General features: G+C 73.2%; 17 protein-coding genes and 2 pseudogenes. 13 read left to right on the top strand and 6 right to left on the bottom strand.

What is annotated here, in order from left to right:
- The first annotated feature begins 46 nt into the window (after positions 1-46).
- A complete protein-coding gene (locus tag E3Z34_RS11225; protein ID WP_134773663.1) occupies positions 47-1,063 on the top strand; it encodes a LacI family DNA-binding transcriptional regulator in 1,017 nt (338 codons plus the stop codon).
- Here E3Z34_RS11225 and E3Z34_RS11220 read toward each other — a convergent pair.
- Complete coding sequence (locus E3Z34_RS11220; RefSeq protein ID WP_134773662.1) at positions 1,050-2,342, bottom strand: lactate racemase domain-containing protein; 1,293 nt, start codon at positions 2,340-2,342, stop codon at positions 1,050-1,052. The genes E3Z34_RS11225 and E3Z34_RS11220 overlap by 14 nt on opposite strands.
- 176 nt (positions 2,343-2,518) lie before the next feature.
- Here E3Z34_RS11220 and E3Z34_RS11215 point away from each other — a divergent pair, with 176 nt between their 5' ends.
- The 8 genes and pseudogenes from E3Z34_RS11215 (at position 2,519) to E3Z34_RS11180 (ending at position 12,108) form a co-directional block, all read left to right on the top strand.
- Entirely contained in the window at positions 2,519-3,496 is a 978-nt protein-coding gene (locus E3Z34_RS11215; protein ID WP_238695127.1) for a TRAP transporter substrate-binding protein, read from the top strand.
- A gap of 7 nt (positions 3,497-3,503) precedes the next feature.
- Positions 3,504-4,034 carry a TRAP transporter small permease gene (locus tag E3Z34_RS11210; protein ID WP_134773660.1) on the top strand — a complete coding sequence of 177 codons (531 nt, stop codon included), beginning with the start codon at positions 3,504-3,506 and terminating at the stop codon, positions 4,032-4,034.
- Positions 4,034-5,337 (top strand): annotated as a pseudogene (locus E3Z34_RS20295) (TRAP transporter large permease). Before E3Z34_RS11210 ends, E3Z34_RS20295 begins: the two are co-directional and overlap by 1 nt.
- Position 5,338: 1 nt before the next feature.
- Positions 5,339-6,751 carry a glucuronate isomerase gene (gene uxaC / locus E3Z34_RS11200; protein WP_134773659.1) on the top strand — a complete coding sequence of 471 codons (1,413 nt, stop codon included), beginning with the start codon at positions 5,339-5,341 and terminating at the stop codon, positions 6,749-6,751.
- On the top strand, positions 6,748-8,145 hold the full coding sequence (locus E3Z34_RS11195) for a mannitol dehydrogenase family protein (protein ID WP_134773658.1): 1,398 nt from the start codon (positions 6,748-6,750) through the stop codon (positions 8,143-8,145). The genes uxaC and E3Z34_RS11195 overlap by 4 nt, the downstream gene beginning before the upstream one ends.
- A gap of 85 nt (positions 8,146-8,230) precedes the next feature.
- Positions 8,231-9,445 carry a cysteine desulfurase-like protein gene (locus E3Z34_RS11190; RefSeq protein ID WP_134773657.1) on the top strand — a complete coding sequence of 405 codons (1,215 nt, stop codon included), beginning with the start codon at positions 8,231-8,233 and terminating at the stop codon, positions 9,443-9,445.
- A gap of 93 nt (positions 9,446-9,538) precedes the next feature.
- Complete coding sequence (locus tag E3Z34_RS11185) at positions 9,539-11,314, top strand: proline--tRNA ligase (RefSeq protein WP_134773656.1); 1,776 nt, start codon at positions 9,539-9,541, stop codon at positions 11,312-11,314.
- Positions 11,311-12,108 carry a TSUP family transporter gene (locus E3Z34_RS11180; protein ID WP_134773655.1) on the top strand — a complete coding sequence of 266 codons (798 nt, stop codon included), beginning with the start codon at positions 11,311-11,313 and terminating at the stop codon, positions 12,106-12,108. Before E3Z34_RS11185 ends, E3Z34_RS11180 begins: the two co-directional genes overlap by 4 nt.
- A 16-nt stretch (positions 12,109-12,124) precedes the next feature.
- On the opposite strand, the gene E3Z34_RS11175 is transcribed toward E3Z34_RS11180, so the two are convergent.
- The 5 genes and pseudogenes from E3Z34_RS11175 to E3Z34_RS11160 form a co-directional block, all read right to left on the bottom strand.
- Positions 12,125-13,465: a CapA family protein gene (locus E3Z34_RS11175; protein ID WP_134773654.1), complete on the bottom strand. Its 1,341-nt coding sequence runs from the start codon at positions 13,463-13,465 to the stop codon at positions 12,125-12,127.
- 32 nt (positions 13,466-13,497) lie between these two features.
- Positions 13,498-13,716: a hypothetical protein gene (locus tag E3Z34_RS19010; RefSeq protein WP_238695126.1), complete on the bottom strand. Its 219-nt coding sequence runs from the start codon at positions 13,714-13,716 to the stop codon at positions 13,498-13,500.
- Between the two features lie 1,325 nt (positions 13,717-15,041).
- Positions 15,042-15,452: pseudogene (locus E3Z34_RS19005) on the bottom strand (DUF255 domain-containing protein); the annotation flags it as partial.
- Between the two features lie 32 nt (positions 15,453-15,484).
- Complete coding sequence (locus E3Z34_RS11165; RefSeq protein ID WP_202976945.1) at positions 15,485-16,492, bottom strand: aminoglycoside phosphotransferase family protein; 1,008 nt, start codon at positions 16,490-16,492, stop codon at positions 15,485-15,487.
- On the bottom strand, positions 16,489-17,562 hold the full coding sequence (locus E3Z34_RS11160) for a DUF4439 domain-containing protein (protein ID WP_134773653.1): 1,074 nt from the start codon (positions 17,560-17,562) through the stop codon (positions 16,489-16,491). The genes E3Z34_RS11165 and E3Z34_RS11160 overlap by 4 nt, the downstream gene beginning before the upstream one ends.
- 91 nt (positions 17,563-17,653) lie before the next feature.
- Between E3Z34_RS11160 and E3Z34_RS11155 the strand changes: the two genes are divergently transcribed.
- The 4 genes from E3Z34_RS11155 to infB all read left to right on the top strand — a co-directional run bounded on the left by E3Z34_RS11155 (position 17,654) and on the right by infB (position 22,605).
- Entirely contained in the window at positions 17,654-18,166 is a 513-nt protein-coding gene (locus E3Z34_RS11155) for a ribosome maturation factor RimP (RefSeq protein ID WP_158288665.1), read from the top strand.
- On the top strand, positions 18,166-19,218 hold the full coding sequence (nusA, locus tag E3Z34_RS11150) for a transcription termination factor NusA (RefSeq protein WP_134773651.1): 1,053 nt from the start codon (positions 18,166-18,168) through the stop codon (positions 19,216-19,218). The genes E3Z34_RS11155 and nusA overlap by 1 nt, the downstream gene beginning before the upstream one ends.
- Before the next feature lie 97 nt (positions 19,219-19,315).
- Positions 19,316-19,543, top strand: a complete 228-nt coding sequence (locus E3Z34_RS11145; protein WP_238695125.1) for a YlxR family protein — start codon at positions 19,316-19,318, stop codon at positions 19,541-19,543.
- Positions 19,544-19,740: 197 nt separating this feature from the next.
- Positions 19,741-22,605, top strand: a complete 2,865-nt coding sequence (gene infB, locus E3Z34_RS11140) for a translation initiation factor IF-2 (RefSeq protein ID WP_134773649.1) — start codon at positions 19,741-19,743, stop codon at positions 22,603-22,605.
- The last annotated feature ends 45 nt before the right edge of the window (positions 22,606-22,650 follow it).

The following is a 22,650-nucleotide window of genomic DNA, read 5'->3' as shown; positions in this document are numbered from 1 at the left end:
GGCCACAGCCTGTTGCCAGAAGTTGCCGGGGGGATAGGGTGGACGGGTGGCAGGCGAGGAGGCCGGCAGCCCCGGCAGGGCGACCATCTACGACGTGGCCCGCGAGGTCGGGGTGCACCCGTCGACGGTGAGCCGGGCCTTCTCCCGCCCCGGCCGGGTCAGCAGCGCGACCGCCCAACGTATCCACGACGCCGCGGAGCGGCTCGGCTACCGCGCTGAGCCGCTCTTCCGGGCCCCCGTCCGGTCCCGGGCCGGCGTCATCACGCTGGCGGTCAGCGACATCACCAACCCCTACTACTTCGGCATCATCCGTGGTGCCGAGCACGCGGCCGCCGAGGCGGACGTCAGCCTGGTGGTCGCGGACTGCCGCGAGTCGGCGGCGCAGGAACGCCAGGTCCTGCGCCGCACGCTGGCGGCCTCCGACGGTCTGATCGTCACCTCCTCCCGCCTCTCGGACACCGAGCTGCGGGGGCTCGCCCGGCAGGTCCCGTTGGTGGTGCTCAACCGCAGGGTGCCCGGCCTGCCGTGCGTCCACCCCGACAACGCCCGTGGCGTCCGGCGGTCCGTGGAGCACCTGGCCTCGCTGGGGCACACCAGGATCGGGTACGTCGCCGGGCCGGACGCGTCCTGGGCGGACGGGGCGCGGTGGCGGGCGGTCCGCGAGGCCTGTCACGAGCTGATGCTCACCGACGTCCGGATCGGTCCGGTGCAGCCGACCATGGTGGGTGGTCGGGCCGCGGCGGAGGAGATCGTGCGCGCGGGGCTGACGGCCGTCCAGACCTACAACGACCAGGTCGGCGTGGGGGTGATCCGGGGCCTGCAGGAGCTGGGGGTCGAGGTGCCGGACGAGGTGAGCGTGGTCGGCTTCGACAACACCATCAGCGCCGACATCGTCCGCCCCGGGCTGACGACGGTGGCGCAGCCGGTCACCGTCCTGGGGGAGATCGCCGCCCGGGCGGTCCTGGCCCAGGTGGCGGGCGGGACCGAGTCACGGGAGCAGACCCAGGTCGTGCCCGTCCGGCTGGTCGTCCGCGGCTCGACCGGACCGGTCAGGACGGCCTGAGCCGGTAGAGGACCTCGCCGGCGTTGGGGATCACCGTGGTGCCGGGCTCCGTCGCGAGGGCCTCCAGGTCGACGGTGGCCGGGTCGAGGTAGCCCAGGTTGATCCGCTCGCACACCTCGCGGGGGATGCCGGTCGCCAGGGTCACCCGGATCCGCAGACGCTCCTCCCCGGTCTGCGGGTCGTAGGTCCCCTGCCCGCGCAGGTGGGTGGAGTGGGCGAGCACCCCCCAGTGGATGTGCCTGAAGTCGTCCCACTGCTTCACGAAGTAGTCGCGGCAGTGGTAGCCGATGTCGTAGATCTCGTGGTGGGTCTCCGACACCTCGGTCACGTGCGGCGCGTAGATGACCACCTCGCCGCCGTCGGCGATCGCGGGCTCGGTCTTGTAACCGCCCTTGGCGGCCGTCCAGATGTCGTCGTAGCGGGTGGGCATGACCGCGATGACCCGCTGCATCGGCTCGTCGAGCCACTCCACGTGCGTCTCGGAGGCGATCGCCGCGGTGGCGGCCCAGGCGTCCTCCGGGGTGCCGAAGGCGGCCGCCTCCAGGTCGCCGCTGCCCGAGCGCACCACGCAACACAGGGCCAGCCGGCGGGTCGGGATCATCGCCGCCCCCTCGTTGATCATGGCGCGGACCGGGGTGATGCCGGTCGTGCCGATGATCTCGGTGGAGGTGATGAGCGCGCCGACCCAGTGGGTCATGTCGATGAACTCCTGGCTCGCCACGCCGGGGATGAAGTACTTGTTGCCCCCGGAGATCCCCACGACCTCGTGCGGGAAGACCGGGCCGACGACGATCGCGGTGTCGGCCTCCACGACGTGCCGGTTGATGACGATGGGGGCGTCCACCTCGAGCCGCCCCTCGGACAGCTCGGCGATCCGGGCGGCCGGGACGGTGCCGACGTGGACGAGCATGTCCGGGTCCGCCCACTCGTGGTTGACCACGCGCAGACCGGGGAAGGCCTCCTCCAGGCTCCCGGGGCGACCCTCGCCACCGACGCCGAGCAGCCGGTCGATCTCCTCGGGCTCCATGTAGGAGTGGGTCCCCAGGGCGATGACCGCCGTGAGCGAGGCGACCACGGGGGAGAGGTGGCGGTGCAGGGTGCCGACCAGCAGCGGGAGCGGGCAGGAGCGGGTGCCGTCGGGGATGACGAGGACCACGTCCTGTCCGGCCAGGTCCTCGACGTCGTCCAGCGCCGTCCGGACGAGGTCGTCGAGCTGCTCGGGGCTGACCTGCTCGTGCGGTCCGCCGACGAGACGGCAGGGGAGCGGGAGGTTCGTCATACCGGTCAGCCTAGGCCCGGCCGGCCGGCCGTGACCGGCAACTTGTGGCAACACCGTGCCGCCGGTCCCGGGGCGTTGCTTGTATGACGGTACGGTCCCGCCGCGACGTCGGGGTCGACCACGACGAAAGGCCTTGGGCAGTGCGGACCACATCATCACGGGCGGGGGTGCTCGCCGTGACCCTCGCGCTCGGGCTCTCGGCGTGCTCGGCGGCCGGTGCCCCCGGCGGGCAGGACGAGCGGACCGTCCTGCGCCTCGCCCTCAACCAGGCCGAGGGCCACCCCAGCTACATCGCCCTGCAGCGCTTCGACGGGCGGCTGCAGGAGCGCACCGAGGGGCGTCTGGCCGTCGACGTCTACGCCAACGAGACGCTCGGGGCCCAGGCCGAGGCCCTCCAACTGGTCTCCGACGACATCATCGCCCTGGCGATCGTCTCCGGCACCCAGCTGGAGAACCTCCACCCGGACTTCCTCGTCTTCAACATGCCCAAGGTCTTCGACGACGTGGAGCACCAGCTGAGGGTCATCAACGACGACGCCATCGTCGGCGACCTCTACACCTCGCTGGAGGAGCGGGAGAACTTCACCGTCCTCGGCGGGTTCACCCAGGGCTCCCGTCACATCTACACCTCGAAGCCGGTGACCGAGCCGGCCGACCTGGCCGGCCTCAAGATCCGGGTGCAGGAGAGCCCGCTCCACCTGGCGATGGTCACGGCCATGGGCGGCTCGGCCACCCCGATGGCCTTCGGCGAGGTCTACACGGCCATGCAGTCCGGCGTGCTGGACGGGGCGGAGAACAACGAGGTCTCCTACGTCACCCAGAAGCACTTCGAGGTCGCCCCGCACCTGTCCGAGACCAACCACCTGGTCGGACTGGACTACCTCATCGTCAACAGCGACACCCTGGCCGGGATGGACGACCAGGACCGCCAGATCTTCCTCGAGGAGTGGGAGGCCACCTCCCTCGAGCACGCCGAGCTGTGGGCGGAGGCCACCGAGGAGGCGATCGCCGAGGCGAAGGCCGGTGGTGCGCAGTTCCACGAGGTGGACGAGGAGGCGTTCGCGCAGGCCCTGGAGCCGCTGCAGGACCGCTTCCTGACCACCCCGTCCCAGCAGGCCCTGTTCGACGCCGCCCGCGCCGCGGCGGGAGAGTGAGGACCCCGTGAACATCGTCAAGAGCACGCTGGACCAGGTGCTGAGGTGGGCCTCGGTGGTCCTCTTCGCCGCCCTGGTCCTCATCGTCGTCTGGCAGGTCGTGAGCCGCTCCCTGGGCTCGGCCAGCACCTGGTCGGAGGAGGCGGCCCGGTACACCTTCGTCTGGCTGGGCTTCTTCGCCAGCGCCCTGGTCTTCTCCGAGAAGGGGCACATCGCGGTGGACTTCCTGGTCCGCAAGCAGCCGCCGAAGGGTCAGCTGGCCACCGCGGTCCTGGCCCAGGTCTCCGTGCTGGCCATGGCACTGCTCATCCTCGTCTGGGGCGGCCTGCGGGCCAGCGCCGGGGCGTGGAACCAGCAGCTGTCCTCGCTGCCGGCCACCGTCGGCGGGATGTACACGGTCATGCCCCTGACCGGGGCGATCATCGCCTTCTTCGCCGCCTACCACCTGGTCGAGCTGCTCCAGGGCAAGGAGCCTCCCTACGTCCTGGACGAGGGCGTGGGCGGGGACGTGCCGGAGCGCGGGGAGGCGAACCTCTGATGGACCCCGTGACCATCGCCGCGCTGGTCCTGCTGATCGGCATCGTCGTCTGCATCGCCCTGGGCTTCCCGATCGCGGTGGGCATCGGCCTGTCGTCGCTCGCCGCCGCCACCGTCTTCCTCGGCGCCGAGCGGGCCGTCTTCCTCGTCGCCCAACGCATGTTCACCGGCACCAACAGCTTCCCGCTGCTGGCCATCCCGCTCTTCGTCCTCGCCGGGGCGCTGATGAACACCGGCGGCATCGCCGCGCGGCTCATCGACGCCGCCAAGGTGATGACCGGGCGGCTGCCGTCCTCCCTGGCCGCCACCAACGTCGTCGCCAACGGGCTCTTCGGCTCGGTCTCCGGCGCCGCCGTGGCCGCGGCCGCCGCGGTCGGCACGGTCACCCAGCCCCGGATGCGGGAGGAGGGCTACGACCGTTCCTACGCCGCCGCCGTCAATGTGGCCTCCGCCCCGCCGGGATGCTGCTGCCCCCGAGCAACACCTTCATCGTCTACTCCCTGGTGAGCAGCACCTCGATCGCCGCGCTCTTCATGGCCGGTGTCGGCCCGGGCCTGGTGTGGGTCCTGGCCTGCCTGGTCGTGGTGATGTTCCTGCACCGGAGGTACGGCGTGGCCGAGACGGGCGCACGCCCCAGCCTGTCCCAGGCCCTGCTGACTCTGTGGCGGGCCGTGCCCTCCCTGCTGATGATCATCATCGTCGTCGGCGGCATCCTGCTCGGCTGGTTCACCCCCACCGAGTCCGCCGCGATCGCGGTCGTCTACTGCCTGGTCCTCGGGTTCGCCTACCGGCAGCTCGGCGTCGGCCAGCTGCCGGGGGTCCTGCTCGAGTCGGCCCGCACCACCGCCATCGTCATGCTCCTGGTGGGTGTCTCCTCGGCGCTGTCCTTCATGATGGCCTTCGCCCGCATCCCGGAGTTCGTGTCCGAGCTGCTCCTCGGCCTCACGACCAACCCGCAGGCGATCCTCATCATCATGATGCTGATCCTGCTGGCGGTCGGCACCTTCATGGACCCCACCCCGGCGATCCTCATCTTCACCCCGATCTTCCTGCCGATCGTGGTCTCCATGGGCATCGATCCGGTCCACTTCGGCGCCATCCTCGTCTACAACCTGTCGGTGGGCGTCATCACCCCGCCCGTGGGCAACGTGCTCTTCATCGGGGCCCGCGTCGCCGGGCTGCGGATCGAGCCGGTGGTGGGCAAGCTGGTCTGGTTCCTCCTGGCCATCGTCGTCGGCCTGTTCGTCGTCGTCTTCGTCCCGCAGCTGTCGATGTGGCTGCCGACCGCCCTAGGACTGGTGTGACATGAGTGAGCGACTGACCCTGCACCCCGACCGGCTGCTGCCCGTCGACCCGGGCGTCCGGGAGATCGCCCGCCGCCTCTACGCCGAGGTCGCGGACCTGCCCGTCATCAGCCCGCACGGGCACGTCCCGCCGGCCTGGCTCGCGCAGGACCTCCCCTTCCGCGACCCGGCCTCGTTGCTGATCACCCCCGACCACTACGTCACCCGGCTCATGCACGCCAGCGGGGTCGACCTGGCCGACCTCGGGGTCGGTCGGGGCGAGCTGTCGGAGGAGGACTCCCGCCGCGCCTTCCGGCTGCTGTGCGAGCACTGGCCGATCTACCGGGGCACCCCCATGCGGCTGTGGCTGGAGCAGCAGCTGGTCGAGGTCTTCGGCGTCGACGTCGTGCCCTCCGCCGGGACCGCGGACGCCATCTACGACATGGTCGCCGACTGGATCGGCCGGGAGAGCTCGCGTCCCCGGGCGCTGATGGACGCCTTCGACATCGAGTTCCTCGCGACCACCGACGACCCCTGCGACGACCTGGAGCACCACCGCACGCTCGCCGAGGACCCCTCCTTCCCCCGTCGCGTCGTCCCCACGCTGCGCCCGGACAAGTACCTCGAGCCGGCGTCGGCGACCTGGGTGCAGGACGTGGACCGGCTCGGCGAGGTGGCCGGGCAGGACACCGGCATGTATGCCGGGTGGGTGGCCGCGATGGAGGAGCGTCGGGCGTTCTTCCGGCAGCGGGGGGCGGTCTCGACCGACCACAGCCACCGCGACCTCGGGACCGAGCCGCTCGCGGACGGTGAGGCGGAACGCCTCTACGCGCAGGCCCGCGCGGGTCGCATCACTGCGGACGACGGGGACCGGCTCCGTCGCCACATGGTGCACGAGACCTTCCGGATGGCGGCCGACGACGGGCTGACCATGACCCTGCACCCGGCCGTCTACCGCAACCACCACCCCGGCACCCTCGAGGCCTTCGGCGCCGACGTCGGCGCGGACATCCCGGTCTCGGTCGAGGTGACCCGGGCCCTGCAGCCCGCGCTGAGCCGGTTCGGCACCGCGGCCGGGCTGACGGTGGTGGTCTTCACGCTGGACGAGACGATCTTCAGCCGCGAGCTCGCGCCGCTGGCCGGCTTCTACCCGAGCGTGCGGATCGGCGTCCCCTGGTGGTTCATCGATGCCCCGGAGTCGATCAAACGGTTCCGTCAGGCGGTGACGGAGACAGCGGGCTACACACGGACGTCGGGCTTCATCGACGACACGCGGGCCTTCCTGTCCATCCCCGCCCGGCACGACATGGCCCGGCGGATGGACTGCGGCTTCATCGCCGGACAGGTGGCCGAGCACCGGCTCACCGAGGACGAGGGGATGCAGATCGCGCGCTACCTCGTCACCGACCAGCCCAAGGAGGTCTTCGGGCTATGAGCGAGGCGACGACGACCGGCCGCACGGGCGGGCTGTCACGGCATACCCCCGCCCCTCCGGTCCGCATGGTGCACCTGGGGCTGGGCAACTTCTTCCGCGCCCACCAGGCGTGGTACACCCACCGCGCCAACGAGGGGCGCCCGCCCGAGGAGCGGTGGGGGATCCTCGCCTTCACGGGCCGCAGCCCGGGCGTGGCCGACCTGCTCGAGGCGCAGGACGGTCTCTACACGCTGGTGGTGGACGGTGCCGACGGCGCGGAGGCCGAGGTCGTCGAGAGCGTGGTGCGGGCACGGCCCGGCACCGACCTCGCGGCCTGGCACGAGGCGCTCGCCGACCCCGCCGTGGCCATCCTCACCACGACGGTGACCGAGGCCGGCTACTGCGCGGACGGCGACGGGAGCCTGGACCTCACCGACGAGGACGTGCGGGCGGACCTGCTCGCCTGGCGGGAGGGACGGCGGGAGGAGCTGAGGACGATGCCGGTCAAGGTCGCCAGCGGCCTGTCGGCTCGTCGGGCGGCCGGGGCGGGTGGTCTCACCGTGGTCCCGTGCGACAACCTGCCCGGCAACGGCGCCGTCGCCCGCGGCGTGGTCCTGGGCGCAGCCCGCGAGCTCGATCCCGGGCTGGCGGCATGGGTCGAGGAGAACGTCAGCTTCGTCACCACGGCGGTCGACCGCATCACGCCGCGGCCCACGGAGGCGGACGTGCGACGGGCGGAGGAGCTCACCGGCGTGCCCGACCCTGCGGTGGTCGTCACCGAGCCGTTCTCGGAGTGGGACCTCGCCGGGACCTTCGTGGCCGGCCGACCCGCCTGGGACGAGGTGGGCGCCGTCGTGACTGACGACGTGCGGCCCTACGAGACCCGCAAGCTGTGGCTGCTGAACGGCGCGCACTCGCTGCTGGCCTACGCCGGGTCGATCCGGGGGCACGAGACCGTCGCCGAGGCGACCGCCGACCCGCTCGTGGCCGGGTGGGTCCGGCAGTGGTGGGACGTGGCGGTCCCGCACCTGACCCTGCCGGAGGACCAGCTGCGCGCCTACACCGGTGCCCTGGAGGAGCGCTTCGCCAACCCCCGGATCCGGCACCTGCTCGCCCAGATCGCCGCGGACGGGTCGCAGAAGCTGCCGGTCCGGATCGTGCCGGCCCTGCGGGCGACGCTGGCCGCAGGGGGCGTCGACGAGGCCGACGGAGCCCTGCGCGTCGTCGCCGCCTGGGTGCTGCACGCCCGCGGCGCGGGCGCGCCGCTCACGGACGCCGACGAGGACGAGGTCCGGTCCCGGGTCTCCGGGTCCTTGGAGCAGGCGCTCGCCGCCGTGCTCGGGCAGTGGGGCCTCGCCGACCCGGCCGTGGTCGCCCGGGCCGTCGAGCTGGCGCAGGAGGTCGCCGCCCCCTGACCGGACGCGCGTTCCTGCCAGACCGGACGCGCGTTCGTGACGGACCGGACGCACGTTCTTGACGGACGGTGACGATGATGGGGCCATGAGTCTCGACGTCGAGCGCGTGCGCGCGCAGTTCCCGTCCCTGGAGTCCGGCACCGCCCACTTCGACGGCCCGGGCGGCTCGCAGACCCCGGCGTCGGTGGCCAGGGCCGTGGCCGACACCCTGACCTCATCCATCGCCAACCGGGGCACGGTCACGGCCGCCGAGCGACGGGCGGAGGAGACGGTCCGGCTCGCGCGCGCGGCCATGGCCGACCTGCTGGACACCGACGCGGGGACGGTGATCTTCGGACGGAGCATGACCGCCCTGGCGATGGACATGGGCCGCACCCTGGCCCGGACCCAGCGTTGGGGTCCCGGGGACGAGGTCGTCGTGACCTCCCTGGACCACGACGGCAACATCCGGCCGTGGACGATCGCCGCCGAGGCGGTCGGGGCCACGCTGCGGGTGGCGGAGATGGACCCGGAGACCGGGGAGCTGCCGGTGCAGGCGGTGAGGGCGGTCCTGTCCGACCGGACCCGCCTCGTGGCGGTCACCGGGGCCTCCAACCTCATCGGCACCCGCCCGGACGTCGAGGGCATCGTGAGGGCCGCGCACGACGTCGGGGCCCTCGTGCACGTCGACGCCGTGCACCTCGCCGCCCACGCCGCGGTCTCCCGCGAGGACCTGGGCGCCGACCTGCTGTCCTGCTCGCCCTACAAGTTCTTCGGGCCGCACCTCGGTGTGATGTCAGGGCGTGCGGACCTGCTCGAGCAGCTCCGGCCGGACAAGCTGCTGCCCTCCAGCGACGCCGTCCCGGAGAGGTTCGAGCTGGGCACCCTGCCCTACGAGCTGCTGGCGGGCACGTGCGCAGCGGTGGACTTCCTCGCCGACCTGGCGCCGGGGGAGGCCGGCACCCGACGCGGGCGCCTCAAGGCCTCCTTCGCCGCACTGGAGGAGCACGAGGACGCCCTGAGGGTGCGGTGCGAGGAGGGCCTGCGGACGATCCCCGGCGTGCAGATCTGGTCGCGGGCCGCAGACCGGACCCCCACCCTGCTGTTCACCGTGGACGGGGTGGAGCCGGCCGCGGTGCACCTTCACCTCGCGGACCGCAGGGTGAACGCCCCGGCGTCGCACTTCTACGCCTGGGACCTCAGCCACCGGCTCGGGCTCGGCCCGGCCGGAGGCGTCCGGGTCGGCATGGCGCCCTACACGACCGCCGAGGAGGTCGACCGCCTGCTGGAGGGGGTCGCCGAGTTGGCCGCCCGCCCCTGACCCACCGGGTAGGCTCGGACGGTCAGCCCGGGCGCCCGGTGACCCCTACCCCCACGGCGCCGGGACGATACCCCACCCGAAGGAGAGCACCACGTGGCCACGCGCCTGTCGACCCTGTTCCTGCGGACCCTGCGCGAGGACCCGGCCGACGCCGAGCTGCCGGGGCACAAGCTGCTCGTCCGGGCCGGCTACATCCGGCGCGCCGCCCCGGGCGTCTACAGCTGGTTGCCGCTGGGCCTGCGGGTGCTGCGCAAGGTCGAGCAGATCGTGCGCGAGGAGATGGACGCGATCGGCGGGCAGGAGCTCAGCTTCCCCGCGCTCCTGCCGAGCGAGCCCTACGAGGCGACGGGCCGCTGGACGGAGTACGGCGACAACCTCTTCCGGCTGCAGGACCGCAAGGGGGTCGACATGCTGCTCGGGCCCACGCACGAGGAGATGTTCACCCTCGCGGTCAAGGACATGTACAGCTCCTACAAGGAGCTGCCGCTGACGCTCTACCAGATCCAGACGAAGTACCGCGACGAGGCGCGTCCGCGCGCCGGCCTGCTGCGGGGTCGTGAGTTCGTCATGAAGGACTCCTACTCCTTCGACGTCGACGACGCCGGGCTGGAGGCCGCCTACCAGCGGCACCGGGAGGCCTACGTCCGGATCTTCGACCGGCTGGGGTTCGACTACGTCATCGTGTATGCCGACTCCGGCGCCATGGGAGGCTCCGCCAGCGAGGAGTTCCTCGCCGTCTCGCCCGTCGGCGAGGACACCTTCGTGCGCTGCGAGGCGTCGGGGTATGCCGCCAACGTCGAGGCGGTCGTGGTGCCCCAGGCGCCGCCGGTCGACCCTGCCGTCGTCGGGGCGACGCCCCCGGCGCACGTCGAGGACACCCCCGACAGCCCGACGATCGAGACGTTGGTCGACCGGGCCAACGAGCTGCACCCCCGCGCCGACGGGCGGGCCTGGACGGCCGCCGACACGCTCAAGAACGTCGTCGTCCTGCTCACCCACCCCGACGGGAGGACGGAGCCCCTGGCGATCGGCCTGCCCGGTGACCGTGAGGTCGACGCCAAGCGGCTCGAGGCGCAGGTGGCCCCCGCCGAGTGGGCCCCCTTCGGCGACGCCGACTTCGCGGCCTACCCGATGCTGGTCAAGGGGTACATCGGTCCGAGGATGCTGGGGTCGGACAGCCCGTCGACGATCCGCTACCTGCTCGACCCGGCCGTCGCGGAGGGCTCGGCCTGGGTGACCGGCGCCGACGAGCACGGCAAGCACGTCTTCGACCTGGTCCTGGGGCGTGACTTCACCGCCGACGGCACCATCCAGGCTGCCGAGATCCGTGAGGGCGACCCCAGCCCCGACGGTGCCGGTCCGCTGACCCTGGCGCGCGGCATCGAGATGGGCCACATCTTCCAGCTCGGTCGCAAGTACGCCGAGGCGCTCGACCTCAAGGTCCTCGACGAGAACGGCAAGCTGGTCACGGTGACGATGGGCTCCTACGGGGTCGGTGTGTCGCGAGCCGTCGCGGCGGTCGCCGAGGCCACCCACGACGACCTGGGGCTGTGCTGGCCGCGCGCCCTGGCGCCGGCCGACGTCCACGTCGTGGCCACCGGCAAGGACCATGGCATCTTCGCGCACGCGGAGGGCCTGGTCGCCGAGCTGGAGGCCGCCGGTCTGAGCGTCGTCTACGACGACCGGGTCAAGGTGAGCCCGGGCGTGAAGTTCAAGGACGCCGAGCTCCTCGGCGTCCCGACGATCGTCGTGGTCGGCAAGGGCCTGGAGCAGGGCACCGTCGAGATCAAGGACCGCGCGACCGGCGAGCGCCGTGAGGTCGCCGTCGACGCGGCGGTCGCCGAGGTGGTCACCGAGATCCGCGGGTGATCGAGGGCCTCGAGCCCGGCGTCCTGCTCTTCCTGGCCCTGGCCGGGCTGGCCGCCGGGTTCGTGGACGCGGTGGTGGGCGGGGGTGGCCTCATCCAGCTGCCGGCCCTCCTGGTCGGTCTGCCCGGGGCCTCACCCGTCCAGCTGCTGGCGACCAACAAGCTCGGCTCGGTGATGGGGACCGTCACCAGCTCGGTCACCTACCTGCGTCGGGTCCGGCCGGACCTGCGCACGGCGCTCCCGCTGGCCGGTGCGGCGTTCGCCGGCAGCCTGGGCGGCGCGGGGGTGGCCTTCCTGTTCACCAGGGAGCTGTTCAACCCGGTCATCCTGGTCGTGCTGCTCGGCGTCGGCGCGTACACGCTGGCGCGGCCCACGATGGGCCGCATGGCGGCGCTGAGGTTCGGCCACCGTCACCCGCGGCGGCACCTGGCGACAGCGGTGCTCATCGGTCTGGTGGTCGGGGCGTATGACGGGGCGCTCGGGCCGGGGACCGGGTCCTTCTTCGTCTTCGCCCTGGTCAGCGCCCTCGGCTACGGCTTCCTCGAGGCCAGTGCCAAGGCCAAGGTGGCCAACGTCGCCACCAACCTGGCCGCGCTGGTGGTCTTCGTGCCGCAGGGGGTGGTCCTGTGGGAGGTCGGTCTGGTGATGGGGGCGTGCAACGTCCTCGGGGCCTACCTCGGGGCCCGCGTCGCGGTCTCGCGGGGGAGCGGCTTCGTGCGGGTGTTCTTCGTCGTGGTGCTCTCGGCGTTCATCGTCAAGATCGGCTACGACACGGTGCGCCAGCTGCTGGGTTGACCCGCCGCCGGGTGGGTCAACCCGCCTGGTCGGGGTCGATCGGCTCGGCGCCGCACCCGCCCAGGGAGTCGACGGTCGACACGGTGCGCTCCCAGGTCTCGGGATAGGTGGTGGGGGACACGAGGCGGATGATGTGGCCCGGCGCCCGCTCCGGCGGGATCTCCACCCGGGTCGGCTGGTAGCGCATGGCCGTCGAGACCGACCCGTCCTCGTCCCGGGTGAGCGTGAGGACGGCGACCATCCCCTCCTGGGTGGCCGGCACCAACGACGAGGCGGTCATCGGTGACTGGTTGGACAAGGAGTTGCCGAGCCCGTAGATCACGTGCTTGCCGTTGATCCGCTCGCACGGCTGGATGACGTGCACGTGGGTGCCCAGGATGAGGTCGACCGCGTCGGAGGCGAGCAGGTCCGCGGCGATCTGCCGCTGCTGGTCCGTCGGCTGCGACTGGTACTCGTTGCCCCAGTGCATGGACACCACGACGAAGTCCGCGCCGTCCTGCTTCGCCTGCTCGGCGTGCCCGAGGATCCCCTCGCTGCCCAGGTTGGGCCAGGAGGCCTCCACCAGCCAGGGTGCCTCGCCGGGGACGTCCAGGGTGGGCCCGCCGGCGTTGGGGTAGGTGTAGGTGTACGCCAGGTGGGCCACCTGCACCGAGCCCGTCGACGTCGCGACGTCGTAGACCTCGGCCACCCCGGCCCGGTCCTCCTGGGCCGTCGGTCCGGCATACCCCATCCCCGCGTCGCGCAGGACCTGCTCGGTGTCGGCCACGCCCTGGATGCCCCGGTCCATGGTGTGGTTGGAGGCGAAGTCGCACCCGTCGTAGCCCGCCCCGGCCAGCGCGTCGGCCATCTCGCGGGGGGTGTTGAAGGACAGGGTGTCCGGGACGGACAGCCCGGTGTTGTCGGGGGACAGCGGGGTCTCCATGTGGCAGATCCCCAGGTCGGCGCCCGAGACCAGGTCGGCGATGTCGGCGAACATCGGCGTGTAGTCGTAGCTGGCCCCGTCCACGGGGTAGAGGTCGCGCTCGGGGTGCCCGGCGTACATCCGGGCGCTGGTGTTGACCCAGGAGTGCGCCAGCACGTCGCCCGAGGCGGCGATGGTGACCTCGACCGGCCCGGTGGCCTCCCCGGTGGCCTGCGGTGAGGCGCCCTCGTCGTCGTCGTCCGTGCCGTCCGTGTCGTCGTCCGTGCCACCCCCGTCGGTGCCGGGCGGTGGGGCGGCCGCCGTCGCCGGTGCGCTCGACGTGCTGCCGTCCCCGGCCGACGGGTCGTCGTCGCCGCCACCGAGGACGCCGCACCCGGTGAGGACGAGCGGCAGCACGGCCAGCGCGGTGAGGCGGAAGGGACGGCGTCGCTTCATGGCTGGCACTGTAGGCCGTGCGGCTGCCCGCTTCAGGAAGGCAGGCCGGAGGGATCGGTGACGGGCAGGCCGCAGACCGTGCCGCGGCAGACCGTCGCGGCGCGCAGACCGTCCACGGTCGGGGTGCCGGCGTCACCGTCGACGACGAGGGTGCCCACAGGGGTGCGCCGCGCGCGTCCGAGAGGGTCCCCCGCCCGGTGGCGGGGGAGAGCCGGAAGGACGGGCCCGGCCACCAGCTCCTCGGCGGCCACCAGGGCCCACCCGGCGAACCGGGCGCCTGCGTGATGAGCGAGGCCATCCCGCGCAGGGCGGCGAGGGAGGCGTCCAGGTGGGTGCTGCTGGCGGCCTGGGCGCCGTGCCTGGCCAGCGCTACGACCAGGGAGGACAGGCCGCCCGGCTCGGCGTTGTCGCCCCGGGAGGTCGGCGTGAGGACGAGCGGCTCGGCGTCGTGCCCGGTGGCGGCGAAGGTGCCGTCCGGGGCGCCGAAGAGGTCGACCGCCTCGGCGAGGAGGTCGGTGGCCGCCCCGAGCCAGCTGTTGTCACCGGTGGCCCGGTGGAGGGCCAGCAGCCCGTCGGCGAGGTTGCCGTAGTCCTCCGCGACCGCGAGGGCGGGGCCGACGGAGCCGTCCCGGGAGCTGCGCCGCAACCGGCCGTGCACCACGTGGACCCGCAGCAGGAAGCGGGCGCACCGAGCCGCGACGTCGACCCAGTCCGGCTCCTCGAAGGCCCAGCCGGCGGTGGCCAGGGAGGAGATGAGCAGACCGTTCCAGGCCGTCACCACCTTGTCGTCCCGCCCGGGCTGGGGGCGCAGGGTGCGGGTCAGGTGGAGCCGCTCGCGGACGGACGCCCACCAGGCCGCGTCGTCCGGGTCGGCCGGGAGCCGGAGCGTCGACGCCCCGCGCTCGACGGTGCCGGCCTCGGTGACCCCGAGCAGGGCGGCGGCCCGGTCGCCGTCCTCGTCCCCCAGGGCCTGCCGCAGCTGCTCGGGGGTCCAGACGTAGGTCAGCCCCTCCTGGCCCTGGGTGTCGGCGTCCAGGCTGCTGGCGAAGGCCTCCTGCTCGGTCCACATCTCCTGCAGCAGCCAGTCCACCGTCTCGCGCACCACCCGGGAGGCCCAGGGGCGAGCGGTGTCGTCCACGCGGGCCAGGTCGGTGTAGACCCCCAGCAGGAGCGCGTTGTCGTAGAGCATCTTCTCGAAGTGCGGCACGGTCCAGGCCCGGTCCACGGCATACCGGGCGAAGCCGCCGCCGAGCTGGTCGTAGGTGCCCGAGCGGGCCATCGCCTCACAGGTGCCGCGCACCATCTGCAGGGCGGAGGACCCACCGGTGCGGCCATGGTGACGCAGCAGGAACGCGAGCACCATCGACGGTGGGAACTTCGGCGCGTCCCCGAAGCCGCCCCACCGGTGGTCGTAGTCCCGGGCGAGGGTCTCCACGGCGGCGGCCAGAGCGTCCTCACCGACGGCGGCGGTCGCGCCGACGGGACCGGGAGTGTCCGCTCGGGCCTGCGCGCCGCGCAGCGTCGTGACGATGGAACGGGCCCCCTCGCGCAACCGCCCGGGGTCGGTCCTCCACTGCGCGGTCACCGTGCGCAGGAGGTGCTCGAACCGGTCGCGGGGGAGGTAGGTGCCAGCCCAGAAGGGCTCGCCGTCAGGGGTCAGCAGGCAGGTCATCGGCCAGCCGCCGTGCCCCGTGAGGGCGGTGGTGACCTCCATGTAGACCGCGTCGACGTCGGGCCGCTCCTCGCGATCGACCTTGACCGCCACGAAGTCCTCGGTCAGCAGCCGACCGATCTGCTCGTCCTCGAAGGACTCGTGCGCCATCACGTGGCACCAGTGACAGGCGGCGTACCCGACCGACAGCAGCACCGGGACGTCGCGTCGCCGGGCCTCGGCGAACGCGTCCGGCCCCCATTCCCACCAGTCCACGGGGTTGTCGGCGTGCTGCTGCAGGTAGGGGGAGGTGCTGCGCGCGAGGCGGTCGGCCATGCCCTCCACCGTAGGCGCTGCCGGCCGGGTGATCACCCCGGCTGGACGGCCTTGACGATCGTCACCGCCCTGGCCACCCAGGTCTCGCGGTCCGCGCCGCCCTCCTCGATGCTCCGAGCCGCCTCGGCGACGAGACGGACGATGGTCATGGCGGTGGCACGGTCCTCGTCCAGCCCCGCGGCGTCGCAGAGCAGGCCGAGACGCAGCCGCAGGTGGCTGCGGGCGTCGGCGGCGGCCAGCACGTCGTCCCACCGGTTCCACAGGGCCGGGGCGAGGGCCCAGTGCGGGTCTCCCGCCAGGACCTTGGGGTCGATCGCGACCCACTCGCCGGGGTCGGGCCGCCAGAGCACGTTCATCTGGTGCAGGTCGGTGTGGACCATCCGTCGGTCCAGCGGATGGTCGCCGGTGTCGCCGGTGCTCCCGGCCAGCAGGTCCCGGGTGAGGGACCGTGCCTGCTGCGTGAGCCTGCGCGGGAAGGACCGTCCGGCCGCCGGGTCGTGGTGGAGCCGGTCGAGCCGGTCCCCGATGCGTGCCAGCACGGCGGACAGCGGCGGGGCCCAGGGCGGTGCCGGTCGGTCGAGCCGCCGCAGGAGGGTGCCCAGCACCTCGGTCGTCGCCACGACCGGGCCGGTCATCAGGTCGCGGTCGGGGTCGAGGCGCTCGAGCAGGAGGGTCGCGCTCGGCGGGTCGGCGGCCAGCAGCTCCACGGCGCCGCGGCCCTTCCACGCCCGCAGGGCGAGGTGCTCGGTGTCGGACTCGGTATGCGGCCACGCCACCTTGAGCGCGCCGCGGTCACCCCGCGGGCGGCGCACGGGCACGACCAGCGCCGTGTAGCCGGACCGCAGGGGCTGGGTGTCGTCCCGGGACAGATCCCACCGCTCCAGGGCCTCGGCCACCCTCCGGGGGAGCTGGTCCAGCCAGCTGGTCCCGTCGACCCGGGGCGCCCGGGTCTGGGGGCCCGTGGTCCGGTCGGCGGGGCGGCCGTCCAGGTCCTGCAGCAGGGCCGGAGGGAGGTCCTCCTGGCGCAGCGCCCGGCTCACGGAAGCGTCATACCGGGGAACGGCGCCGCCTCGGCGCCCAGCTCGCGGGACCACATGGCCGACTCGGCCACGATCCGGACGACCGAGCGGAGCTGGCCCACGTCGCTGCCCGCCCGGCCGACGGCCGAGAGCGCGGCCGGGGCCACGTCCTGGACGAGGCCCCGCGCCAGCGCCATGCGGGACGGTTCGTCGTCGAGCGGCTCGGGCAGGTCGTATCCGAGCGGGGGCACGGGGGCGGCCTCGCCGGCCAGGCTCGTCAGGGACCGCGTGATCCGCTGCAGCGGTCGCAGCACCGACTCGTAGAGCTCGCGCTCCTCACCCCGGGACCGGGCGGCGACGACCTCCAGGCCGAAGACGGCCGGGCGGGTCACCTGCAGGACGGGCACCGCTGCGGCGCCCACCGGTCCCACCAGGGGCTCGTGGTGCACGGCCGCCCCGAGCAGGCGGGCCGCCTCGCTGTGCTGGGCCAGGAGGGAGGTGAGCACGGCACGGTTGGTGACCGTGGAGCGCGTCAGCTCCTCCAGCGCCCCGTCGAGGTCGGCGCGGATCTCGGTCCCGAGGACGTCGGGGGCCAGCCCCGCCGGGGCGCTGGTGGCCGCCGCGTCGTCCGTCCCGGTGGAGGCGGCCGCCTCGTCGGGCGGGGGGCCCGAGGCCCCGGCCACGTCCGGGAGGTCGACCACGACGTCCGCGAGGTCGGGCAGGTCGACCCCGGCCAGGACGAGCAGCTGCTCCAGCCGGTCCTGCTGGACCGCCCACATGTCCGCCAGCTGTCGGGCGACCGACCGCCCGGTGCTCGAGACGGGTCGCACGTGGACCAGCACCCCGCGGTAGCGGTGCAGGCGCTGACGGGCCAGCAGCAGCAGCTCGCCGTCGGGAGGCAGGCCCGGCGGCAGCGCGCCGTCGGTGTCGGTGTCGGGGTCCGGGGACCAGGGGGTGCGGGGGCGTCCCTCGGTGCACCCCGCCAGCGCCGTGGCCCCCAGGGCGAGCAGGCCGACCTGCAGGACGCTGCGCCGGGTCGGGCCCGCCCCACGGGTCGGGTCGGGCGACGCGGCGGGCATGACGGGGATCATCTCAGACGGTAGGCTAGCCCCTTCCGGCCGACCGGACCGGCGGCTCAGGCTGCCCGGTCCACGGCCCACAGCAGAAGAGACGAGGAGCAGGATGGACGCCCGGCCCAGCCCCGAGACGATCACGCAGCTGGCCTCCGACGCGCTGGCCGGGACGGGCGTGGTGGTGGACGGCGCCACCCTGCAGCAGGCGGGCCGCCGCCGCCTCGTGCGGGTCTTCCTCGCCCGGGACCTGACCGACCTGCCGACGGACGACGACACGAGCAGCGTCGAGCCCCTGACCCTGGACGAGGTCGCGCAGGCCACGCGGACGGTGTCGGACGCCCTCGACGCCTCCGACCACCTGGGTGAGGCCCCCTACACGCTGGAGGTCAGCTCGGCCGGCCTCGACCGCCCGCTCACCACCCGTGACCAGCTGCGCCGCAACGTGGGCCGGCTGGTCAGGCTCACCCTGGCCGACGGCACGACCACGACCGACCGGATCACCTCCGTCGGCGCGACCGCCCTCACGCTGGAGACCGCACCCGACACGCCCGTGGCCCTGGCCGACGTCACCAGGGCCCTCGTGCAGGTCGAGTTCTCCCGGCCCGACGGAAAGGACGACTGATGGACATCGACATGGCTGCCCTGCGCCTGCTGGAGCGCGAGCGCGAGATCCCCATGGACGTCATCGTGGAGGCGATCGAGCAGGCGATGCTCTCCGCCTACCAGCGGCTCGAGGGGCACGCCCGGCACGCCCGCGTCGAGCTGGACCGCAGCACCGGTCACGTGGTCGTGTGGGCCCGGGAGGACCCTCCCGTCCTGGAGGACGGCACCCGGGGCGAGCCCGGCCCGGAGTACGACGACACCCCGGAGGGCTTCGGGCGGGTCGCGGCCTCGACGGCCCGGCAGGTCATCACCCAACGGATGCGCGAGCTCGAGGACGACGCCGTGCTCGGTGACTTCCGGGCGCGGGAGGGGGACATCGTCTCGGGCATCATCCAGCAGAGCAACGACCCGCGGTTCGTTTCCGTCGACTTCGGCACCGTGGAGGGCGAGCTCCCCGTGGCCGAGCAGGTGCCGGGGGAGACCTACGAGCACGGGCAGCGGCTGCGGTGCTTCGTGGTGAGCGCCAAGCGCGGCTCGCGCGGACCGCACATCATGCTGTCCCGGACGCACCCGGGCCTGGTCAAGCGGCTCTTCGCCCTCGAGGTCCCCGAGATCGCCGACGGGACGGTCGAGATCGCCGCCCTGGCCCGGGAGGCGGGGCACCGCACCAAGATCGCCGTGCACTCCACGGTCCCCGGCGTCAACGCCAAGGGGGCGTGCATCGGGCCCATGGGCCAGCGGGTGCGGGCGGTCATGAGCGAGCTGCAGGGCGAGAAGATCGACATCGTCGACTACGACGAGGACCCCGCGCGCTTCGTCGCCGCGGCGCTGTCCCCGGCCCGGGTCCAGTCGGCCCGCGTCGTGGACACCAGGACCCGCCAGGTCAGGGTCGTCGTGCCGGACTACCAGCTCTCCCTGGCGATCGGGCGGGAGGGGCAGAACGCCCGGCTCGCCAACCGGCTGACGGGCTGGAAGATCGACATCCGCGCCGACACCGAGGAGCAGCAGGACCGGGGCGGCCCGGCCGAGGCGCGCGAGCCGGAGGAGGGGTCGGACGCTGCCGGCGTGTAGGATGGATGACGCTGTCCGTCGCGGCCCCACCTCGCCACCTGCACGGCACACGCCGGTCCGCACGTGCGTGGGGTGCCGGGGACGGGACGAGCAGCACGTGTTGCTGCGCGTCGTCGCGCGTCGGGACGAGGCCACCGGACGGTGGATCCTCCGGCCCGACGAGCGTCGACGCGGTGCCGGCCGGGGCGCATACGTGCACCCTGACCCCCAGTGCCTGCAGACCGCGATCGCGCGACGTGCGTTCGGTCGGGCCCTCCGCCTCCCGGCGGGCAGCCAGACCGATGCGAGCGCCGTGCAGGAGCGGCTGGAGCAGCAGCAGGAATGACACACCCGACCGGGTCGCCCGACCCGGTCGCTCAGCAAGGGCGGGTCCTGACCAGGGCCTGTCATCGAGGAACCGGAAGCGGGTTTGACGCTGATGAGCACCCGATGAGTACTCAGCGATGAGCACCCACCAGCACTAGTCGCGGCTGAGCCCCTGTGGCCCCGGTCGTGGCGCAACAACCAAGGAGACACCACACCGTGGCCAAACTCAGGGTCTACGAGCTCGCCAAGGAGCTCGGGGTCGAGAGCAAGGAGCTGCTCGCCCACCTGAAGGAGCAGGGAGAGTTCGTCCGGTCGGCTTCGTCGACCATCGAGCCCCCTGTCGTCCGCAAGATCCGGGAGAACCCCCCCGCCGCCGCCAAGGGCGCGGCGCAGGAGGCTCCCGCCAAGCCCTCCGGCGCGCCCGCGGCCAAGCCGGGTGGCACGTCCTCACCGGCCGCCACCCCCGGCCCCCGCGGGCCCCGTCCGGGCGCCGCCCCGGCCAAGCCCGGTGCACAGCCGGCGGGTCGTCCGGAGAGCGCGCCCCGCGGCGGCACGCCCTCCACCCCGGCACCTGAGCGCGCTGCCGCACCCACCCCCGGACCGGCGGCCCCCGCCCCGGCGCCGGAGACCCCGGCAGCCAAGCCCGGTCCCGCGCAGCCTGCTGCCCCGCAGCAGCCGGCCGCCCGCGCCGAGACCCCCTCCTCCCGTCCCGCGCGTCCGGGAGCCAAGCCCGGCCCCCGTCCGGGCAACAACCCCTTCGCCCCCAGCCAGGGCATGGGTCAGACCCGCGAGCGGCGCGGTGGCGCCCCGGGCGGCGGCGAGCGTGGCGGTGAGCGCGGTGGCGCCCCCCGTCCCGGCAACAACCCGTTCGCCCCCAGCCAGGGCATGCCCCGACCCGGTGGGTCCCGGGGCGGTCAGCCCGGTCCTGGTGGGCCCCGTCCCGGTGGCCCGCGCCCCGGCGGTCCCCGCCCCAACCCGGGCATGATGCCCGAGCGGGCCGCCGTGCCGCGTCCCGGTGAGCGGCCTGCCCGCCCCGCGGGTGGTCGCGGTCGTCCCGGTGGCGGCCCCGGTGGCGGTGGCCCCGGCGCGGCCGGCGGCGGCTTCCGTGGTGGTCCCGGCGGCCGTGGCGGTGGCCCCCGTGGCCGCGGCGGCACCGCCGGTGCGTTCGGTCGTGGTGGCGGCAAGGTCCGCGGCCGCAAGTCCAAGCGGGCCAAGCGCGCAGAGTTCGAGCAGATGCAGGCCCCGGCCATCGGCGGCGTCAACGTGCCGCGCGGTGGCGGGCAGACCGTCACGGTCCGCCGCGGCGCCTCGCTGACCGACTTCGCCGACAAGATCAACGTCGACCCCGCGTCGCTGGTGACCGTGCTCTTCCACCTCGGGGAGATGGCCACCGCGACCCAGTCGCTGGACGAGGACACCTTCGCGGTGCTCGGGTCCGAGCTGGGCTACGACATCCGTGTCGTGTCGCCGGAGGAGGAGGAGCGCGAGCTCTTCAGCGCCTTCAACATCGACCTGGACGCCGAGACCGAGGCCGAGTCCGACGAGGACCTCGAGCCGCGGCCCCCGGTGGTCACGGTCATGGGTCACGTCGACCACGGAAAGACGCGGCTGCTCGACGCGATCCGCGAGTCCGAGGTCGGCGCGGGCGAGACCGGTGGCATCACGCAGCACATCGGCGCCTACCAGGTGCGGACCGAGCACGAAGGCGTCGAGCGCGCGATCACCTTCATCGACACCCCGGGTCACGAGGCGTTCACCGCCATGCGTGCCCGTGGTGCCAAGGTGACCGACATCGCGATCCTCGTGGTCGCCGCCGACGACGGCGTCATGCCGCAGACGATCGAGGCGCTCAACCACGCCCAGGCGGCCGACGTGCCGATCGTGGTCGCGGTGAACAAGATCGACGTGGAGGGGGCCAACCCCTCCAAGATCCGCCAGCAGCTCACCGAGTACAACCTGGTCGCCGAGGAGTACGGCGGCGAGACGATGTTCGTCGACGTCTCGGCGAAGCAGGGACAGAACATCGAGGCCCTCCTGGACGCCGTCCTGCTCACCGCGGACGCGGCGCTCGACCTGCGGGCCAATCCGGACAAGGACGCCCGCGGCGTCGCGATCGAGGCCAACCTCGACCGCGGTCGTGGCGCGGTCGCGACCGTGCTGGTGCAGCAGGGCACGCTGCGCGTCGGTGACGCCATCGTCGCCGGCGGCAGCCACGGACGCGTGCGGGCCATGCTCGACGAGCACGGCAAGCAGGTGGCGGAGGCGACCCCGTCCCGCCCCGTGCAGGTCCTCGGTCTGGACACGGTGGCCCGCGCCGGCGACACCTTCCTGGTGGCGCCGGACGACCGGACCGCCCGCCAGATCGCCGAGAAGCGCGAGGCGGCCGACCGGCAGGCGGCCCTGGCCAAGTCCCGCAAGCGGATCAGCCTGGAGGACCTCAACCAGGCCCTGGCCCAGGGCAAGGTGGAGACGCTCAACCTCATCCTCAAGGGCGACGTCTCGGGCTCCGTCGAGGCGCTGGAGGACGCGCTCCTGCAGATCGACGTGGGCGACGAGGTCGACCTACGGATCATCGACCGCGGCGTCGGTGCGATCACGATGAACAACATCAACCTCGCGGTGGCCTCCGACGCCATCATCCTGGCCTTCAACGTCCGGGCCGAGGGGCAGAACGCCGACTACGCCGAGAAGGAGGGCGTGGAGATCCGCTACTACGGCGTGATCTACCAGGCCATCGAGGACATCGAGAACGCCCTCAAGGGCATGCTCAAGCCGGAGTTCGAGGAGTTCGAGACCGGGAGCGCGGAGATCCGCGAGATCTTCCGCAGCTCCAAGTTCGGCAACGTCGCGGGCTCCCTGGTGCGCAGCGGGGAGATCCGCCGCGGTGCCAAGGCCCGGATCACCCGGGCGGGTGTCGTCATCACCGAGGGTCTGGAGATCGCCGGGCTGCGGCGGTTCAAGGACGACGTCACCGAGGTCCGCGAGGGCTTCGAGTGCGGTATCAACCTGGGGTCGTTCAACGACATCCAGGTCGACGACCTCATCACCACCTACGAGATGCGGGAGATCCCGCGCTCCTGACCCGTGCGGTCAGCACGAGGCCCGGTCCACCCCTCGGTGGGCCGG

It is taken from the genome of Ornithinimicrobium flavum, from assembly GCF_004526345.1.
Lineage (GTDB): Bacteria > Actinomycetota > Actinomycetes > Actinomycetales > Dermatophilaceae > Ornithinicoccus > Ornithinicoccus flavus.
Note: the sequence above shows the minus strand (reverse complement) of the source record. Positions and strands in the feature narration are given on the sequence as shown.

Coding starts and splice junctions, on each gene's coding strand:
- E3Z34_RS11220 (WP_134773662.1), bottom strand. CDS start 2,342: ATGACGAACCTCCCGCTCCCCTGCCGTCTCGTCGGCGGACCGCACGAG.
- uxaC (WP_134773659.1), top strand. CDS start 5,339: ATGAGTGAGCGACTGACCCTGCACCCCGACCGGCTGCTGCCCGTCGAC.
- E3Z34_RS11195 (WP_134773658.1), top strand. CDS start 6,748: ATGAGCGAGGCGACGACGACCGGCCGCACGGGCGGGCTGTCACGGCAT.
- E3Z34_RS11190 (WP_134773657.1), top strand. CDS start 8,231: ATGAGTCTCGACGTCGAGCGCGTGCGCGCGCAGTTCCCGTCCCTGGAG.
- E3Z34_RS11175 (WP_134773654.1), bottom strand. CDS start 13,465: ATGAAGCGACGCCGTCCCTTCCGCCTCACCGCGCTGGCCGTGCTGCCG.
- E3Z34_RS11160 (WP_134773653.1), bottom strand. CDS start 17,562: ATGATCCCCGTCATGCCCGCCGCGTCGCCCGACCCGACCCGTGGGGCG.
- E3Z34_RS11155 (WP_158288665.1), top strand. CDS start 17,654: ATGGACGCCCGGCCCAGCCCCGAGACGATCACGCAGCTGGCCTCCGAC.
- nusA (WP_134773651.1), top strand. CDS start 18,166: ATGGACATCGACATGGCTGCCCTGCGCCTGCTGGAGCGCGAGCGCGAG.